This window comes from Azomonas agilis, from assembly GCF_007830255.1.
In the GTDB taxonomy this organism is placed as follows: Bacteria; Pseudomonadota; Gammaproteobacteria; order Pseudomonadales; family Pseudomonadaceae; genus Azomonas; species Azomonas agilis.
This window is the reverse complement of the sequence record NZ_VLKG01000011.1, coordinates 1-18,052: the sequence shown is the minus strand read 5'-3', so window position 1 is coordinate 18,052 and position 18,052 is coordinate 1. Positions and strand designations below refer to the sequence as shown.

At 51.0% G+C, this 18,052-nt stretch carries 15 protein-coding genes; 9 read left to right on the top strand and 6 right to left on the bottom strand.

Annotation, left to right across the window (positions count from 1 at the left end):
- Window positions 1–52 precede the first annotated feature (52 nt).
- Complete coding sequence (gene tfpB, locus LX59_RS12980) at window positions 53–1,837, top strand: type IV pilus assembly ATPase TfpB (RefSeq protein ID WP_144572479.1); 1,785 nt, start codon at window positions 53–55, stop codon at window positions 1,835–1,837.
- A 7-nt stretch (window positions 1,838–1,844) separates the two neighbouring features.
- Here tfpB and LX59_RS12975 read toward each other — a convergent pair whose 3' ends face one another.
- From LX59_RS12975 to glyQ, 5 genes are read right to left on the bottom strand one after another with little or no spacing between them, the layout of a single operon-like run.
- Window positions 1,845–3,212, bottom strand: a complete 1,368-nt coding sequence (locus LX59_RS12975; RefSeq protein WP_144572477.1) for a diguanylate cyclase — start codon at window positions 3,210–3,212, stop codon at window positions 1,845–1,847.
- 58 nt (window positions 3,213–3,270) lie between these two features.
- Window positions 3,271–4,029: a lysophospholipid acyltransferase family protein gene (locus LX59_RS12970; RefSeq protein ID WP_144572475.1), complete on the bottom strand. Its 759-nt coding sequence runs from the start codon at window positions 4,027–4,029 to the stop codon at window positions 3,271–3,273.
- Entirely contained in the window at window positions 4,026–4,571 is a 546-nt protein-coding gene (gmhB, locus tag LX59_RS12965) for a D-glycero-beta-D-manno-heptose 1,7-bisphosphate 7-phosphatase (protein WP_144572473.1), read from the bottom strand. Before gmhB ends, LX59_RS12970 begins: the two co-directional genes overlap by 4 nt.
- Window positions 4,572–4,578: 7 nt before the next feature.
- A complete protein-coding gene (glyS, locus tag LX59_RS12960; protein ID WP_144572471.1) occupies window positions 4,579–6,636 on the bottom strand; it encodes a glycine--tRNA ligase subunit beta in 2,058 nt (685 codons plus the stop codon).
- Window positions 6,633–7,580, bottom strand: coding sequence for a glycine--tRNA ligase subunit alpha (gene glyQ, locus LX59_RS12955; RefSeq protein ID WP_144572469.1), 948 nt, complete (start codon window positions 7,578–7,580; stop codon window positions 6,633–6,635). Before glyQ ends, glyS begins: the two co-directional genes overlap by 4 nt.
- Before the next feature lie 176 nt (window positions 7,581–7,756).
- Between glyQ and LX59_RS12950 the strand changes: the two genes are divergently transcribed.
- The 8 genes from LX59_RS12950 to tyrS all read left to right on the top strand — a co-directional run bounded on the left by LX59_RS12950 (window position 7,757) and on the right by tyrS (window position 17,706).
- Window positions 7,757–8,719 carry a PstS family phosphate ABC transporter substrate-binding protein gene (locus LX59_RS12950; RefSeq protein ID WP_144572467.1) on the top strand — a complete coding sequence of 321 codons (963 nt, stop codon included), beginning with the start codon at window positions 7,757–7,759 and terminating at the stop codon, window positions 8,717–8,719.
- Between the two features lie 194 nt (window positions 8,720–8,913).
- Window positions 8,914–11,202: an ABC transporter permease subunit gene (locus tag LX59_RS12945; RefSeq protein ID WP_144572466.1), complete on the top strand. Its 2,289-nt coding sequence runs from the start codon at window positions 8,914–8,916 to the stop codon at window positions 11,200–11,202.
- Between the two features lie 10 nt (window positions 11,203–11,212).
- Window positions 11,213–12,889: a phosphate ABC transporter permease PstA gene (gene pstA / locus LX59_RS12940; RefSeq protein ID WP_144572464.1), complete on the top strand. Its 1,677-nt coding sequence runs from the start codon at window positions 11,213–11,215 to the stop codon at window positions 12,887–12,889.
- A gap of 92 nt (window positions 12,890–12,981) precedes the next feature.
- A complete protein-coding gene (pstB, locus tag LX59_RS12935; protein ID WP_144572462.1) occupies window positions 12,982–13,821 on the top strand; it encodes a phosphate ABC transporter ATP-binding protein PstB in 840 nt (279 codons plus the stop codon).
- A 52-nt stretch (window positions 13,822–13,873) separates the two neighbouring features.
- The gene (gene phoU / locus LX59_RS12930; RefSeq protein WP_144572460.1) at window positions 13,874–14,629 is read left to right on the top strand and encodes a phosphate signaling complex protein PhoU; all 756 of its coding nucleotides are present in this window, start codon (window positions 13,874–13,876) and stop codon (window positions 14,627–14,629) included.
- A 101-nt stretch (window positions 14,630–14,730) separates the two neighbouring features.
- Window positions 14,731–15,531 (top strand): response regulator, encoded by an 801-nt coding sequence (locus LX59_RS12925; protein ID WP_144572458.1) that lies wholly within the window; start codon window positions 14,731–14,733, stop codon window positions 15,529–15,531.
- Window positions 15,532–15,543: 12 nt separating this feature from the next.
- On the top strand, window positions 15,544–16,440 hold the full coding sequence (locus LX59_RS12920; protein WP_144572456.1) for a peptidoglycan DD-metalloendopeptidase family protein: 897 nt from the start codon (window positions 15,544–15,546) through the stop codon (window positions 16,438–16,440).
- A 66-nt stretch (window positions 16,441–16,506) separates the two neighbouring features.
- Complete coding sequence (tyrS, locus tag LX59_RS12915) at window positions 16,507–17,706, top strand: tyrosine--tRNA ligase (protein ID WP_144572454.1); 1,200 nt, start codon at window positions 16,507–16,509, stop codon at window positions 17,704–17,706.
- A gap of 164 nt (window positions 17,707–17,870) precedes the next feature.
- On the opposite strand, the gene LX59_RS15750 is transcribed toward tyrS, so the two are convergent.
- The coding region (locus LX59_RS15750; protein WP_211354858.1) for a hypothetical protein at window positions 17,871–18,052 on the bottom strand (182 nt) is incomplete at its 5' end.

Sequence of the window (18,052 nt, the reverse complement as noted above, 5' to 3'; positions counted from 1 at the left end):
TAATCTTGACGCGGGACCGTGGATTTAGAGGCTGGAGCAGCCGTTACTCACTATGTCGGATTTTCAGACACTCAGGCCCGATCGCTTGCTGGAGTTGGGCGATATTCTGCACGAGTTAGGTTCCCAGCGCCGCATCAGTTCCGATGATGTTCAGCGGTGTTGGGTGGCGGCACGGCATTCTACCGGGCCGGATTCAGTACATCCTTTAGCACTTATTGCTCAGCAGCAGTGCGCTGACCCTTCACGTCCCGGTAAGTTTTTGGATTTAGAAAGCCTAACCCATTGGTTCGCCTCGTGGGTGGGTTTGCCTTATTGGCGTATTGATCCTTTGCGGGTTGACGTAGCGGCCGTGACTCCACTGATGTCTTACGCCTTTGCCCAGCGCCACCAGATTTTGGCGGTTGCGGTGACGGCGGATATAGTCACCATAGCAACTGCCCAGCCTTTTATTCGTAGTTGGGAAACTAACTTAGAGCACGTACTTAAACGCCAAATCCATCGGGTGATTGCTAACCCTACGGAAATTCAGCGATTAACCACCGAGTTTTATCGCATTGCCCGCTCCGTCACGGGGGCTACTCAATCGGAGCAAAAACAAGGATCGCTGAATAATTTTGAGCAACTGCTCAAGCTCGGAGCGCAAGATCAAGAGCCTGATGCCAACGATGCCCACATCGTAAACATTGTGGATTGGTTGTTTCAGTACGCCTATCAGCAACGCGCCAGCGATATTCACATTGAGCCCCGTCGTGAACAGGGGCGGATTCGTTTTCGTATTGACGGCGTATTGCACGATGTTTATCAGCTTCCGGTGCAGGTCAGTGTGGCTGTAGTCAGCCGCCTAAAAATCTTAGGGCGCATGAACGTCGCCGAAAAGCGCAAACCCCAAGATGGCCGCATAAAAACCGCGACTCCTGAAGGCGGTGAGGTGGAATTGCGTTTGTCTACCTTACCTACGGCCTTTGGTGAAAAGATGGTGTTGCGCATCTTCGACCCAGAAGTTTTACTGAAAGGCTTTGAGCAACTAGGCTTTTCTGAAGCAGATTTGCAGCGCTGGCGCAGTATGACAGGCCAAGCCCACGGCATTATTTTAGTTACTGGCCCAACCGGATCGGGTAAAACCACTACGCTGTATACCACCCTAAAGCAGTTAGCCACCTCGGAGGTTAATGTCTGCACCATTGAAGATCCCATTGAAATGGTGGAGTCTTCTTTTAACCAAATGCAGGTACAGCCCCAGATTGATCTTACCTTTGCCAGTGGTGTACGGGCTTTGATGCGTCAAGATCCCGATATCATCATGATCGGTGAGATTCGCGATTTAGAAACGGCAGAAATGGCCATTCAAGCGGCACTGACAGGGCATTTGGTGTTATCCACCTTGCATACCAATGATGCTCCCAGTGCGATTACCCGTTTGCTGGAGCTGGGCGTTCCCTATTATCTGCTGCGGGCTACTTTGCTGGGTGTTATGGCTCAGCGTTTGGTGCGTACCCTCTGTCCCCATTGCAAAACGCCGATTGTGGTAGATGCCGATGCTTGGAGGTTGTTAACTCAACCTTGGAATTTAGCCCCTCCAGAGCAAGTCTACCAGCCTGTGGGCTGTTTAGAGTGCCGGGAAACTGGGTATCGCGGTCGGGCAGGCGTGTATGAAATCATGCTGCTGAACGATTCTGTTAAACCCTGTATTCAGGCCGAAACCGACTTAACCCAACTGCGCCAACAGGCTGTTAAAGAGGGTATGCACAGCCTGAGGTTATCGGGGGCTTTAAAGGTTGCCTTAGGGGATACCAGCATTGAAGAAGTGCTGCGTGTTACGCCGCAAACTGAGCATTAATGGCCGGTTATGGGCTTAAAATGCAGCAATTTCGCCCCGAGTTTTTCGCCTGATACAGTGCTTTATCTGCTCGCTGGAGTAGGGTCTGGTAGTCCGGATGTCCGTTGTAAACAGCCACGCCAAGGCTAACGGTGAGCGCTATTTCCTTATCTGGAGGAAGGTGAAATGCCTCATTAGCGATGATGTTGCGGAGCTTTTCCGCAACCTGCATGGCCTTTTCTGGGGTAATGTCCACCAAAATGACCAAAAACTCCTCGCCCCCAAGGCGGAAGGTATAGTCACCGCCTCGGATATTACTGGAGAGAATACCGGCGATATGCTGCAACACTAGATCGCCAGCATCGTGGCCATAAGTGTCATTGATGGATTTAAAGTGGTCTACGTCAATCATCAATAGGCCAAAGGAGTTTCCAGATTGGCGGCTATACAGCACCTCTTTACCCAAAACCACGGGCAAAAATTTGCGATTAAGCAGGCGTGTTAGCACATCACGACCGGCTTCTAACTCGCGAGCTTGATCCAATAAGCTATCCAGCAAATATTTAATCGAACGAGCCTGTTCCCGCAGTTGCCGTAATAGATCCCGGGTTTTATCCGGCTGATCTTGGGTTAATTGCGCCAAATTTTGGTCAATGTGCGCAATGTAATCAAGGATGGTCTGATTTTCCGGCGCACCTTGAAACGCATGTGAGGCTTTGTGGCGGAACCATAGACCGAATTCCGAGGTCGCTAAAGGTGGTAGGTTTTTAGGATCGCTACCCAAAGCGAGCTCAAACATCAGGTGGTTTTCCCAATCCAACAAAGCTGCTCTCTGGCGTTCTTTTTCATCACTTAGGTTTTGGGACACTGAAAACAGTCGATAAGCCTCTTCGGCCCTTGAGTTACGGTCATGGGATTGGGAAAAGGCAAAGCACATGACTTCCAGCGCTAAGTCAATCAACTCGGAGCTGAGGCGAATACAGTTATTTCGCGTGGGTAGGCTAAGTTGAGCGTCCTGCTCAATCAGTTCAATCAGTCGCCCTTTGAGTAAGCGTGCTCCGCGCATCACCAAACTGACCGGAATTTCGATCCGTGCATGTACTCGGCCAATGCGCTTTTGTTGTTCGGTAATCGTCTGAATATCGCCCAATGCGGCCGTGGAGAGTACTGTGGTGATCCAGTGCTGCATGGATGTATGCAGATGGTTTTTAACTTGATCGTGGGTTAAAAAGCTGGCCGATATAGGGTCAGCCAGCATTTCTCGATAAAAAAGATCCGCCAGTTCAGGTGCATGCTGAACGGCTAGGTTTTGTAATGCGCTAGCCGTTTCAATAGGGAAGCGTTGGGTCAAGGTTTGCCATTCGCTCATCAGCTGTTTGATGGGAATTTGGTGCATGAGCGAACGGCCCTCAAGAACCTAATAAGAGGAAGTGTATTATCAAAAGCTACAGTTTTTAGAGAGACAGACGACGTTCTGATTCTTGCCGTTCCAGTTGGCTTGTGTGTTCCCGTATCCAGCGTTCGGCACGTTGGTTTAGTTCAGCAACGGCGCGTGGCTCTTGCCCCTCAGCATACATCGGTGGGCCGATAATCACTTGAATAGTGCCGGGGCGTTTGCTCCAGCCCTCTTTAGGCCAGAACATGCCTGCATTGTGGGCAATAGGCAAGACCGGCAGTCCGGTTGCAGCGGCAATCGAAGCCCCACTGCGAGTGAATTTGCCCGGTTGTCCTACGGGGGTGCGAGTACCCTCGGGGAAAATTAAAATCCAAATGCCTTTTTTCAAACGCTCAGGCCCCTGTTCAGCCACTTGTTTGAGTGCTTCTTTAGGATTGGATCGGTTAATCGCAATGGGTTTGAGGAGCCAGATGGCCCAACCAAAAAAAGGAATGGCTAAAATTTCGCGTTTTAATACTTGGGTCAGGGGTTCAAAGCTACCCGTGAGGAAGAAGGTTTCCCAAGTACTCTGATGGTTTGACAGTATGACGCAAGGTTGTTTGGGAACATGCTCCCAGCCGGTTACTTGATACTGGATATTGACTAACCAACGGGTCATCCAAACCGCACAACGGCACCAACTGTAGGCGATATAGAGGTAGCGGTTACGAAACGACATGAACGGCGTAACCACAACGCCTGTAATACACCACACCGCAGCGGTTAATCCCAGCATCAGGTACAGCAACGCAATACGCAGACGATAGAGCACAGTCATGGAGAAACTCTGAGCAAATAATCAGCGACGGCTGATAGGTCATCAAACACTAAGGTTCCCTCAGGAAGCCCACCTTGATGCAGGGTCTGTTCGCCTTTGCCGGTTTTCACCAAATAAGGCGTAGCTCCTAAGGCTATACCTGCTTGTAAATCACGCACACTGTCACCAACCACAGGGACATCCCGCAGATTGGGTACATCAAAATAGGTCGCAATCTGTTGGAATAATCCGGGTTTGGGTTTACGGCAGTCGCATTGATCCTCAGGCCCATGTGGGCAGTAGCAGATCAGCTCAATGTGAGCGCCCTGTTGTTGGAGCAGTGTTTGTAATTGATCGTGCATGGCTTCCAAAGTCGCTGAGCTGAATAGGCCACGGGCTAAACCGGATTGATTGGTGGCTACAGTTACTGTCCAGCCTGCATGGTATAGGCGAGCAATAGCCTCCAGTGCTCCCGGAATAGGTTGCCATTCTGCCAGCGATTTTACATAAGCGTCGGAGTCTTGATTGATGACTCCGTCGCGATCTAGCACGATCAATTTCAAGATGTAATTAGCCCAGTAGTGAAATGTCCGCAACGCCGAGGAATAAACCACGCAACCGAGCCAAGAGTGCGTAGCGATTGGCTCGCACGGCAGGATCTTCGGCATTAATCAGTACCGCGTCGAAGAAGGCATCCACAGGGTCACGCAAATGAGCCAATCGAGCCAGCGCTTCACGGTAACGCCGCTCACGCGCCAAGGGAGCTACGGCTTGATCTGCCTGTTGAATGGCGGAGAACAAGGAGAACTCCGTAGCATTATCAAAGTAGCGCGGCTCAATAGTAGTGGGAAGGGTACCCTGATAGGTATCCAACAAATTGGAGACGCGCTTGTTCGCAGCGGCCAATGCAGTGGCTTCAGGGAGGCGGCGGAATACCTGTACGGCCTGTATCCGCTGATCGAGGTCAAGCACAGATACCGGTTGTACCGCGCGCACTGCGAGGTAAGAAGCCACTTCGACCCCTTCGTCCTCGTAACGAGCCCGCAGGCGATCCAAAATGAATTCCAGCACTTGGGTGGTTAAGGCCATGCCGCCTTTGACCTTTGCACCGTACTGGGTAACCGTTTGGTTAACAGCTTGGCCTAGATCCAGATCCAGTTGTTTTTCGATCAGAATACGCAAAACGCCCAAGGCGGCACGGCGTAAGGCATAGGGATCTTTGCTACCTGTGGGCAACATACCAATGCCAAAAATCCCGACTAGGGTATCCAGTTTGTCGGCAATGGCTAGCGCACAGCCAGTAAGGGTTGACGGAAGCTCAGCTCCCGCCCCACGCGGCATGTATTGCTCGTTGATGGCTTTGGCCACTTCTTCGGGCTCGCCCTCATGCAGTGCGTAGTAATAACCGGCAACGCCCTGCATTTCTGGGAATTCGCCTACCATCTCGGTTGCTAGGTCGCACTTAGATAAGATACCGGCGCGCGTCGCATATTCGGGTTGGCTGCCAATTTGTCGGGCTATGTAGGCAGCTAGTTTGGAAACGCGCTCGGCCTTCTCATACAAAGTCCCTAACTGGGCTTGGAAGATGACTGAGGAAAGGCGCTTATTGAAGGACTCTAAGGGCTGCTTTTGGTCTTGCTTAAAGAAGAACTCCGCATCGGTCAGGCGTGGGCGCACGACTTTTTCATTACCGGCCACGATCTGAGCCGGATCGCGGCTCTCCAAGTTAGCTACAGTAATGAAGCGAGGCAGTAAGCGGCCTTTTTCGTCTAACAAGCAGAAGTACTTTTGGTTGTCCTGCATGGTGGAGATTAGGGCCTCTTGGGGAACGCTAAGGAAACGTTCCTCAAAAGAACACACCAGCGGAACAGGCCACTCAACCAGGGCAGTTACTTCATCCAGCAACGCGGCGGGCATAATGGCCTTGCCCTTTTGGGCACTGGCCAATTGCTCAACTCGTTTTACGATTTGGGCACGTCGCTCGCTAAAATCAGCTACTACGTAGGCACTACGCAGGTCTTCGGCATAGGTGCTGGGGGCACTGATACGCACTTCGTCGGGATGGTGGAAGCGATGGCCGCGTGAGGTGCGTCCAGCTTTTTGGGCCAGAATTTCGCAGTCTACGACTTCATCACCGAGTAGCATGACCAGCCATTGTGCTGGGCGTACAAATTCCTCTTTGCGTGCGCCCCAACGCATCCGGCGTGGGATGGGTAACTCGGCTAGGGCGTTGTTGACGATGTCGGGCAACAGTTGGGCGGCTGCTTGACCTGCCGTAGTACGTGAATAGCGCAGTTTAGGGCCAGAGCGATCAATGGCTGCTAGTTCTACGCCGCATTTGCGGGCAAAACCTAGAGCCGCCGGGGTTGGATTGCCAACCTCGTCAAAAGCTGCCTGTATGGGCGGGCCATCCAGGGTTTGCACCCGATCAGGCTGTTGGGTAGCTAGTGCGGTAACTACGATAGCCAGTCGGCGCGGAGCCGCGTAAGGCACAGCCTTACGGTAGGCCAGCCCTGCTTCCTTTAAGCCTTTTTCTACACCGGCTAAAAAGGCTTCGCTCAGGCTTTTAAGGGCTTTGGGTGGCAGCTCTTCGGTACCTAATTCAACCAGAAAATCTTGAACACTCATTCGGCGGTCTCCAGCTTGGCTAGGACTTCATCACGCAGTTCAGGGGTAGCCATGGGGAAGCCGAGGCGGGCGCGGGCATAGAGGTAACTCTGGGCTACGGATCTGGCTAGGGTACGCACCCGTAGGATGTAGCGTTGACGCTCGGTAACGGAAATGGCTCGCCGCGCATCCAATAGGTTAAAGGTATGGGAAGCCTTAACCACCATTTCATAGGTAGGCAAGGGCAAGTCCAAAGCCAGTAAGCGGTTGGCTTCGCTTTCGTAGAAGTCGAACAGGCCAAACAGTTTTTCTACATTCGCGTGTTCAAAGTTATAAGCGGATTGCTCGACTTCGTTTTGATGGAATACATCACCGTAGGTCACTTTACCGAAGGGGCCATCGGAGTAAACCAAGTCGTACACTGAGTCCACGCCTTGCAGATACATGGCCAGCCGCTCTAAACCGTAGGTGATTTCTCCGGTAACAGGGTAGCACTCAATGCCCCCTACTTGCTGGAAGTAGGTGAATTGGGTGACTTCCATGCCATTTAGCCAGATTTCCCAACCCAATCCCCAAGCGCCGAGGGTGGGGGATTCCCAGTTGTCTTCGACAAAACGAATGTCGTGAACCAGAGGATCAATCCCAATGGCTTTCAAGGAGCCTAAATAGAGAGCTTGAATATTATCTGGGTTGGGTTTGAGCACTACCTGAAATTGGTAGTAGTGCTGTAGGCGGTTGGGGTTTTCCCCGTAGCGGCCATCGGCAGGGCGGCGCGAGGGTTGCACGTAGGCAGCATTCCAAATTTCTGGGCCAATGGCGCGTAGAAAGGTTGCGGTGTGGAAGGTGCCTGCACCCATTTCCATGTCGTAGGGCTGAAGCACCACACAGCCTTGTTCAGCCCAATAGTGTTGCAGGGCAAGAATCAAGTCTTGAAAAGTGCGCACGGCGGGCGTTGTCTGGCTCAAGAGTTCACCTGTGCAGGGCATTTACAGAAAAGAAAGGAGTATATAGGCATTCCCCCTAGAGCAGCAGGGGGAAATACTTGTCATCTAATCGTCATATTTCGTTTATAGAGTGTTCATAGGGCCATTTGATACTGGCTGCGCAAAAACTTAATGACGACCTGCCCAGGAGCAAGGTAATGAAACTGAATCCTTTGATGGCAGCGCTGACCTTGGTCGCCGCTACAGGTATAGGAAGTGCGGTCGCTGCTGTCGATCCTGCTCTGCCAAACTACGAGAAAGTATCGGGTGTCTCTGGCAACCTGTCTAGCGTAGGCTCTGACTCATTGGCTAACTTGATGACCTTATGGGCAGAAGAGTTCAAGCGCGCCTATCCGAACGTCAATATTCAAATTCAAGCGGCTGGTTCTTCTACCGCTCCGCCTGCTCTGACCGAGGGCACTGCTAACCTCGGCCCTATGAGCCGTGCCATGAAAGACAGCGAGCTGCAAGCCTTTGAACACAAACATGGCTATAAGCCAACGGCTGTTCCTGTGGCTATTGATGCCTTGGCAGTGTTTGTCCACAAAGATAACCCGATTAAAAGCCTCGACATCAGCCAAGTAGATGCCATTTTCTCCAACACCCGTCTGTGCGGTGGAGCCAAGGACATTAAAACTTGGGGCGATTTGGGTCTGACCGGCGAGTGGGCGAATAAGCCGATCCAATTGTTTGGCCGTAACTCAGTATCAGGCACCTACGGTTACTTTAAAGAAGAAGCTCTGTGTAAGGGTGACTTTAAAGCCAATGTGAACGAACAACCCGGTTCGGCTTCCGTGGTGCAGTCGGTTTCCAGCACAGTGAATGCTATCGGTTACTCAGGTATCGGTTATAAAACCGCCAGTGTCCGCGCTGTTCCCCTGTCTAAAGGTGGTCAGGCTTTTGAGGCCAGTGAAGAAAACGCCTTGGCCGGTAAATTCCCGCTGGCTCGTTTCTTCTATGTCTACATCAACAAAGCTCCAAATAAGCCTCTGAATCCTCTGGAGGCTCAGTTCGTCAAGCTGGTGCTGTCGAAACAAGGACAAACCGTTGTAGTGAAAGACGGTTACATTCCTCTGCCTAAGAAAGTAGTAGATAAGGCTCTGAAGGATTTAGGCCTGTAAGTGAGTTGTTCTTAAAATCCCTGATGGTTTTTGAACCACCTCGGTATAAAGAAAGTATGTAGAAAGGCTAGGCAGGGATGCTTTGGCCTTTCTCGCATGTGCTGACTCGCCTCTGTAGATATATTTCTGTCATCTTTCTGTCATGTGTTCGTTATAAATTGGCAGGTTCTGTATCCCTGCCCAGGATTGCTGGCATGAACAACCTGGCCCATGACTCTATGAGCACTCAAGCAGCTTCAAAGCGGCAACAAATAGACTTCGACACACCGGTTTTACAGCGCAAGCGGCACATGCGTGCTCTAAAAGATCGTGTGGCGCGTTGGTACTTCACTATTGGCGGCCTGTCGGTATTGGCAGCCATTACTTTGATCTTCTTTTACTTAGGGCAAGTAGTCGCTCCCATGTTTCAGGGAGCGAGTTTAGAAGGGAAGCATTCAATTCCCTCTACTTGGTTGCCTGAGCAGTCTGCAAAACCCCTGTTGCTGACGATTGAAGAGCAAAACCAGTTAGCTATGCGCCTTGATGTGACGGGGCGTGTGCAGTTTGCTGATGTGCATTCCGGTCGTTTAATCAGCTCTGAGCAATTACCCATACCGGAAGGACGGCGGATTGTATCTTTTGCTGAGGATGCACCGGGTACTTATCAGTTGGTATTGGGGCTGGATAACGGTCAGGTTTTGGTGGTGAAACACAGCTACCGAGTGGTGTATCCCAACAATGAAAAAACCGTTATTCCTCAGCTAAGTTATCCCTTTGGGCAAGAGCCCATCACCCTAGATCCGCAGGGTCGTGCTCTAAGCCAAGTAGGAGTAAGCCAGTTTCGCTCCAACCTGCTGTTGACGGGTGTGACGGATAAAGAGCTGCATGTACTGCGCCTTAGCCGCACAGAAAGCCTGTTGACAGGCGAAGTCAGTTTAGATGAAGAGCGCTTAGCGCTACCACAACTGGCTGATCCGGTGACTGCTTTGCGCATCGACCCGCGTCATCTGTGGTTGTACGCCATCACCAAAAATCATGCGGATGTGTTTGACCTGCGCCAGCAACAGCTAAATGGCCGTTATAACCTCACCACTGAGGGTGCAGAGGTTACTAGCGTCTCTAGTTTGCTGGGTGGCATCTCCTTGATGGTGGGTGATAGCAAGGGGCAGATTGGCCAGTGGTTTATGGTGCGTGATGAACAGGGCAATAGTACGTTGCGCTTGATTCGTCAGTTTTCGCTCGGTAACAAACCTATCGTGCAGATTTTGCCTGAGGAGCGCCGTAAAGGCTTCTTAGCATTAGATAGTACTGGTCAAGTAGGGGTTTTCCACAGTACTGCCCATCGAACTCTTTTGGTTGAGCCCATTGCTGAAGGATCGGTATTTGCGGCTCTATCTCCACGTGCCAACCTGTTATTGGTGGAGCAAGGCGCTAAATGGCAGTCCATAGAGATTGATAACCCACATCCCGAGGTTTCTTGGTCGGCGTTGTGGGGTAAGGTTTGGTACGAAAGTTACGATGAGCCAGACTACATTTGGCAATCCACCTCAGCCAACAGTGACTTTGAACCTAAACTCAGCTTGGCACCACTGGCCTTTGGTACCTTGAAAGCAGCGTTTTACGCCATGTTACTGGCTGCGCCCTTGGCCATTTGCGCTGCAATCTATACCGCATACTTTATGGCTCCGGCCATGCGCCGTAAGGTCAAGCCCATCATTGAATTGATGGAGGCACTACCCACGGTAATTTTGGGCTTCTTTGCCGGTCTGTTCTTAGCCCCCTATGTGGAAAACCATTTGCCCGGAATCTTCAGTCTGTTGCTGCTGATGCCCGTTGGTATTGTGTTGGCGGCTTGGGCTTGGAGCCGGATGCCCGAATCCATCCGCCTGCGGGTTCCCGATGGCTGGGAAAGCGCGCTGTTAATTCCAGTAATTTTGTTGGTGGGAGCCTTTTCTTTATCCCTCAGCGGACATATGGAGAACTGGTTCTTTGGCGGTGATATGCGCCTGTGGTTAACCAACGATATGGGAATTGCTTTCGACCAGCGCAATGCCTTGGTGGTCGGTTTGGCCATGGGGTTTGCGGTCATTCCCAACATCTACTCCATCGCTGAGGATGCTATTTTCAGCGTGCCTAAGAGCCTAACGCTGGGTTCTTTAGCCTTGGGTGCTACGCCTTGGCAGACCCTAACCCGCGTGGTGATCCTAACCGCCAGTCCCGGCATCTTCTCTGCCTTAATGATCGGAATGGGGCGTGCGGTCGGGGAAACCATGATCGTGCTGATGGCTACCGGTAACACCCCGATTATGGACATCAACATCTTTGAAGGCTTGCGTACCTTAGCGGCCAACGTGGCTGTGGAAATGCCTGAGTCGGAAGTGGGGGGAACCCATTATCGGATTCTATTCTTGGCGGCTTTGGTACTGCTGACCTTCACCTTTGTGATGAACACACTGGCTGAAGTCATCCGCCAACGCCTACGCGGCAAGTACGCATCGCTCTGAGGTTCGCGTCATGTCTGTTAAACCGCAAAGCTTTAAAACTTGGTTCAAAAGCGGTGCCCCTTGGGTATGGATGAATGCGGGAGCCGTTTCTATCGCAGTCATCATGACCCTTGGCTTGCTGATGGTTATTGCTGTACGAGGATTAGGTCATTTTTGGCCTGCTGACGTTATTGAGGCCAGCTACCAAGTCCCCGGACAAGAACCCCGTCTGATTGCGGGAGAGTTAGTACAGTCGGAGGAAATTCCGCGTACTCGTTTGGCTTCAGCGGGCTTGCCTGTAGCCAATGAAGGCGCGGAATTTATGACCCGCCAGTTGTATAAGGTGGGTAATCGCGATCTGTTTGGCTCTGATTTTACTTGGGTTGTTTCTGAGTGGATGAAAGATGTTCACCATCCAGAAAACATGGTGGTTTTAGAGCGCCGTGAGTGGGGTAACTTTTACGGCTATCTGTTAGCTGTTAAGGAGGAAGGGCAGGTTGTAGCCACTGGAGATAAGGCGTGGGCGGAGTTTTTAAGCCGTATGCAACGAGCCAATCTGTTGGTTGAAGAGATTGCCGCTCTGGAAAAAAAGGACATTGGTCGTATTAACCACGGCCTAGAGCAGTTGCGTTTAAAAAACCGCTCTTTGGAGCTGGATGGTCGTCTGGATGATGCCGCCAAAGCCAAATTAGCTGCTGAGCGTGAGCAGTGGAATGCCGAATACTCTGTATTAGAGACGCGGTTGATGGAGTTACGCCACGAAGTAGAGCGCGATACGGTTCGTATGCGCTCATCTGATGGGCGAGAGCAAGACATTCATCTGTCTAAAATCGTGCGCGCTTTCCAACCCAATGCTCTGTCGCTGACAGGTAAGCTGTCCCACTACGCTGAAAAACTCTGGGAGTTTGTCAGCGATGAACCCCGCGAAGCCAATACCGAAGGCGGTGTATTCCCAGCCATTTTCGGCACTGTGCTCATGACCCTGATTATGGCGGTGATCGTAACACCTTTTGGTGTCATCGCTGCTGTGTATCTGCGTGAATACGCCAAGCAAGGCTTGCTGACTCAGATTATTCGCGTGGCGGTGAATAACTTAGCGGGTGTTCCAGCCATTGTGTACGGGGTGTTTGGTCTGGGCTTTTTCGTGTATGTGCTGGGCGGGTCGATTGACCAACTGTTTTTCCCAGAGGCTTTGCCCGCTCCCACCTTTGGTACACCGGGCTTGATGTGGGCTTCTATCACCTTGGCCATCCTTACCCTGCCAGTGGTGATTGTAGCCACGGAAGAAGGTTTAGCCCGTATTCCACGCATGATCCGTGAAGGCTCCCTCGCTTTAGGTGCGACTAAATCGGAAACCCTGTGGCGGGTTGTGATCCCTATGGCCAGCCCCGCCATGATGACCGGGCTGATTTTAGCCGTAGCACGGGCAGCCGGTGAGGTGGCTCCCTTGATGCTGGTTGGGGTGGTGAAGTTAGCCCCGGCGCTACCCTTGGATGGCAACTACCCCTATCTGCATCTGGATCAAAAAATCATGCACTTGGGCTTTCATATCTACGATGTGGGTTTCCAAAGCCCTAACGTTGAGGCTGCACGGCCTTTGGTATACGCCACGGCGCTGCTGCTGGTTATGGTGATTGCGTCGCTGAACTTCTCAGCCGTTTATATCCGTAACCATCTGCGGGAAAAATATAAGGCACTTGACTCCTAACCTCGATAAGAACAGCGCTTAACGCCCAAGGCCGGAGACGGGTAAGCCGCTCGCATATCCCAGATTCGGCCTTATATGACGGAGACACCCTAATGCAATCGAAAGCGCAGCCTGCGGCCCACGGTATTGATATCTCAGCTCTGGGGCGCGACCGTAGAAGCTTGAATTTAAGTGAAGAGCCTGTCGCCATACAGGTAGACAATCTGAATTTGTTTTATGGTCAAAAACAGGCATTGTTTGGCGTAAACATGCCCATTCCTAAACAGCGTGTGACGGCTTTTATCGGCCCCTCTGGCTGTGGTAAATCCACTTTACTGCGTTGCTTTAACCGCATGAACGACTTAGTGGACTCCTGCCATATCGAAGGAGCTATTAATTTGGATGGCCGTAACATCTATCGTAAAGGCGAAGATGTGGCCGAGTTGCGTCGCCGGGTGGGTATGGTGTTTCAAAAGCCGAACCCCTTCCCTAAAAGCATCTATGAGAACGTGATTTACGGCTTACGCATTCAAGGGATCAGCCAGCGGCGCGTGTTGGATGAAACTGTAGAGTGGGCGCTTAAGGGAGCTGCTCTGTGGGACGAAGTTAAAGATCGTCTGCACGAATCTGCTCTGGGGTTATCCGGTGGACAACAGCAGCGTTTGGTGATTGCACGCACCATCGCCGTGCAGCCTGAAGTCTTGCTGCTGGATGAGCCTAGCTCAGCGCTTGACCCCATTTCCTCACTGAAAGTTGAGGAGCTGATCTACGAACTCAAATCTCAATACACCATTGTGATCGTAACCCACAACATGCAGCAGGCGGCACGGGTCAGCGACTACACCGCCTTTATGTATATGGGCAAACTGATCGAGTACGGAGATACCGATACCCTATTTACCAATCCGGCTAAAAAGCAAACGGAAGACTACATCACCGGCCGTTACGGCTAGTCGTGATGTAGCTAACTAAAAGGAAAAATGCCCGATAAGGTTCGGAGGATCTATGATGAATAAAGACAGCCATACGCAACATATATCCCAGCAGTTCAATACCGAATTAGAAGAACTGCGTAGCCATTTGTTGGCTATGGGAGGACTGGTTGAGAAACAAGTCAGTGACTCCATCAGAGCTTTGATGGAGGCCGATTCAGGGTTAGCCCAGCAAGTACGCGAACTGGATGACCAAATCAACCTGATGGAACACAACATTGACGAAGACTGCATTCGTATTTTGGCGCGTCGGCAACCGGCGGCTTCCGATTTACGCTTGGTCATCAGCATCTCCAAATCCGTAATTGACTTGGAGCGCATCGGCGATGAGGCAACTAAAATCGCCAAGCGCGCCATTCTGCTGACCGAAGAAGGCGAAGCTCCACGCGGCTATGTGGAAATTCGCCATATTGGTGAGCAAGTACGCAAAATGGTGCAGGAGGCTTTAGATGCTTTTGCCCGTTTTGATGCGGACTTAGCCATGTCGGTGGCGCAATATGATAAAACAGTGGATCGGGAATACAAAACCGCTTTGCGTGAGTTAGTAACCTACATGATGGAAGACCCGCGCGCTATTTCACGGGTGTTGAACATTATTTGGGTGCTGCGCTCCTTGGAGCGTATTGGCGATCATGCCCGCAATATTGCGCATCTAGTAGTTTATTTGGTGCGTGGTCAGGATGTTCGGCACATGGGTTTGTATCAGTTGCAAGAAGAAGCCAAAGCCGCAGAGCAGCCCATGCCAGAAGATCCACCACCAGCGCCCTAAGCCTTCAATATAGTCTTGAGACAAGAGGTGTAAATCTTTGCCTCTTTGTCGCCGCTGATCCTTTGCGGATATGATTTAGAAAAATCCAGAAGGGATCTTTGATGTCTGTAGCGCTGAAAATATTGGTTGTGGATGATGCCGCCTTCATCCGTGATCTGGTTAAAAAAGGATTACGCACTTACTTCCCCGATATACAGCTTGAAGAGGCTGCGGATGGTCGTAAAGCCCAGCACCTTATGCAAAATATGGCGTTTGATCTGGTGTTGTGCGACTGGGAAATGCCTGAGATGTCGGGGTTGGAATTGCTTGGTTGGTGTCGAGTCACCGCAGGCTTGGATCAGATCCCCTTTATCATGGTAACTAGCCGTGGTGATAAAGATCACGTGGTACAAGCGATACAAGCCGGTGTGACGGATTACATCGGCAAACCCTTTTCTGCCGAGCAATTGATTAATAAGGTACGCAAAGCCTTGGCGCGTGCGGGGAAACTTCAAGACCCCAAGCTGATGAAAGACAAGGATAAGCCGTCAACACCTACAGCACCTAAAATGCGTTTTGCAAGTGCAGGAGTGGCTAAACCCAGCCTAAATAACCAAGGCCATTTGCGTTTAGCCAGCGGTAAGTTGTCGTGCATTATTAAGTCACTGAGCCTTAAAGAAGCGGTATTAATCGTCAAACGCACCGAATATCCACCTCAGATTATGGAAAGTGCGGTGTTGGATCTGGAGCAAGGCGAGCATTTAGAAACCGCCCGCTTAAATGGCTACCTACAGGCTATTTCAGGCTTAGAACCTAGACCGGATACAGAATGGTTACAACTGAATTTCTATTTTGTCGATGCAGATCCACAAAAGATGGATTACCTTTCTCGCCTCATTACTGCAAATACTCTGGCGCATTGAAACGGAGTTCCCATGCTGGGGCGCATCTTAGTGTTGACGGGCCTGTTTGCTGTTACGACCCTTGGCCATGCCGTAACCGTTTATAAATATGTAGATGCTAATGGAGTGGTTACCTACACAGATAAAGCGGTTTCCGGGGCTAAAGTGTTCGTCATTCAAGATGGTATGGTCGAGCGGTTTGAGCAGCAGGTTAAGCTAGAAACCCTCAAACAAAAAGGTCAGCATCTGCTGCAAATTCGTAATGATCTGTATGCACCCATAGACGTTGAGTTGTGGTTTGAGCGCACAAAAAACGTACAAACCAATCACCCCGCTAAAACGATTCGTCGCGTAGTGCCTGCACGCACCACCCTGACTCTTGCGACTCTGCGTCCCTTAGATTCTAGCGAACGTATGCAATACACCCCTAAGTGGCGGCATGGTGTGGGTGATCCCGGTGCTGTACCTGAGGGTTATCGTTATGCGCTTCCTTGGCAAGGTGGCCCGTTTCGGATTTCTCAGGGCGCTAATGGCCGCTACAGCCACTTCACGCCTAAGGGACGGTATGCCGTCGATATCGCTATGCCTGAGGGTACGCCCATCGTGGCCGCTCGGGCAGGGCGGGTGATTAAAGTTGAAAATAGCCAAACCGGACGCGGCTCCCATCCTTCGGGGAACTTTGTGCGTGTATTGCATGATGACGGCACCATGAGCGTGTATTTACACCTGATGCGCGGCTCAATACAGGTTCAAGAAGGGCAAAGAGTACGGCTTGGGCAAGCTCTGGCGCGCTCAGGAAACACAGGCAGAAGCTCAGGCCCTCATCTGCATTTTGTGGTACAGCGCAACGTAGGTCTGGAGATTGAATCTATTCCCTTTGAGTTTTCCCAGCCTGTAGGTCAGTTACCTAATTTCGCTCAGGGTAATTAGCTCAGATTGTGTTTTAGACAGGCGATCTTGTAAGGTGATACGCCTTGTTTGCGTGGATTAAATGTTATGAAGTCGGTAGAAGAGCAGTTAGCACTCATCAAGCGAGGTGCTGAAGAAGTATTGGTTGAGTCAGAGCTGATCACCAAGCTTAAACAGGGGCGGCCTTTGCGGATTAAGGCAGGCTTTGACCCCACTGCTCCCGACCTGCATCTAGGGCACACCGTACTCATTAATAAGCTGCGCCAGTTTCAGGACTTAGGCCATCACATCCTATTCTTGATTGGTGATTTCACCGGCATGATTGGCGATCCCACGGGTAAAAGCAGTACTCGTCCGCCCTTGACCCGTGATCAAGTGTTGGCCAACGCTGAAACCTATAAAACGCAAGTATTCAAAATCCTAGATCCTGAAAAGACTGAGGTGGTATTCAACTCGACGTGGATGAATGCCCTAAGCCCGGTGGAGTTTATCCGTCTGGCTTCTCAGGCTACGGTGGCGCGCATGTTAGAGCGTGATGACTTTAGCAAGCGCTATACCGGGAATCAGCCCATCGCCATTCATGAGTTTCTCTATCCCTTGGTTCAAGGATACGACTCCGTTGCCCTAAAAGCCGATGTCGAGCTGGGGGGAACGGATCAGAAATTTAACTTACTGATGGGCCGCGAGTTGCAACGGGCTTACGGTCAAGAGTCTCAGTGCATTGTGACCATGCCACTGCTTGAGGGCTTAGATGGCGTTAAGAAGATGTCCAAATCTTTGGGTAACTATGTCGGTATCCAAGAAGCACCGGGCACCATGTACAACAAACTAGTCTCCATGCCCGATACACTGATCTGGCGTTACTTCGAGCTTTTAAGCTTCCGCTCCATGGACGAGATCAACCAGTTTAAGAAAGACGTAGAGACTGGAGCCAACCCGCGTGACATTAAAATCAAGCTGGCTGAAGAAATCGTGGAGCGCTTCCATGGCGAAGAAGCCGCCCGTAATGCCCATCGCTCCAGTGGTAATCGTCTCAAAGAAGGTGAGCTACCCGATGATCTGCAAGAAATAGAACTCAGTGCCAGCGAAGCCATGCCGATTGCTGCGGTATTGAATAAAGCAGGTTTGGTTAAAAATGCGGCAGGAGCTCGTGATCTATTAGCCGCAGGCAGTGTACGTATTGATGGTGCGGTTGTGGATCGCAACTTCCTGTTTGCCCTCAATGCAGAACACGTTTGCCAGGCTGGTAAAAAGAGTTTTGCCCGTATCAAACTAAAATCTGAATAATTTTTAAAAAAGGTATTGACGGCTGTTTCAAAGTCTCTATAATGCGCCCCACTTCTACTGCAGAACGCAGCGAAAAGACGAAGTAAATCAAAGAGTTACCGGTTAAGCTGTTTCGGTAGCTGGTTTTTAAGTCCGATCCTGCTAAGTCGTAGAACTGCTTAAGTTTAGATTGTAGTTGCTACTCTGGTCATTTCAGTCAGTTTAGCGTAACCTGAACTTAACGCTGTTGTGGTACCCGCCCCAAGCGCGGTTTGAATCGAAGAAAAAAGATTCGAAAAAAGCTTGACAGGATGTGAGGCTGCTGTAGAATGCGCGGCCTCGGTTGAGACGAAAGGCTCAGCCAAAC

Bases quoted from the DNA above. Each gene is read 5' to 3' on its own strand.
- tfpB (WP_144572479.1), top strand. From the start codon at position 53: ATGTCGGATTTTCAGACACTCAGGCCCGATCGCTTGCTGGAGTTGGGC.
- LX59_RS12975 (WP_144572477.1), bottom strand. From the start codon at position 3,212: ATGCACCAAATTCCCATCAAACAGCTGATGAGCGAATGGCAAACCTTG.
- LX59_RS12970 (WP_144572475.1), bottom strand. From the start codon at position 4,029: ATGACTGTGCTCTATCGTCTGCGTATTGCGTTGCTGTACCTGATGCTG.
- glyS (WP_144572471.1), bottom strand. From the start codon at position 6,636: ATGAGTGTTCAAGATTTTCTGGTTGAATTAGGTACCGAAGAGCTGCCA.
- LX59_RS12950 (WP_144572467.1), top strand. From the start codon at position 7,757: ATGAAACTGAATCCTTTGATGGCAGCGCTGACCTTGGTCGCCGCTACA.
- LX59_RS12945 (WP_144572466.1), top strand. From the start codon at position 8,914: ATGAACAACCTGGCCCATGACTCTATGAGCACTCAAGCAGCTTCAAAG.
- pstA (WP_144572464.1), top strand. From the start codon at position 11,213: ATGTCTGTTAAACCGCAAAGCTTTAAAACTTGGTTCAAAAGCGGTGCC.
- pstB (WP_144572462.1), top strand. From the start codon at position 12,982: ATGCAATCGAAAGCGCAGCCTGCGGCCCACGGTATTGATATCTCAGCT.
- phoU (WP_144572460.1), top strand. From the start codon at position 13,874: ATGATGAATAAAGACAGCCATACGCAACATATATCCCAGCAGTTCAAT.
- LX59_RS12925 (WP_144572458.1), top strand. From the start codon at position 14,731: ATGTCTGTAGCGCTGAAAATATTGGTTGTGGATGATGCCGCCTTCATC.
- LX59_RS12920 (WP_144572456.1), top strand. From the start codon at position 15,544: ATGCTGGGGCGCATCTTAGTGTTGACGGGCCTGTTTGCTGTTACGACC.
- tyrS (WP_144572454.1), top strand. From the start codon at position 16,507: ATGAAGTCGGTAGAAGAGCAGTTAGCACTCATCAAGCGAGGTGCTGAA.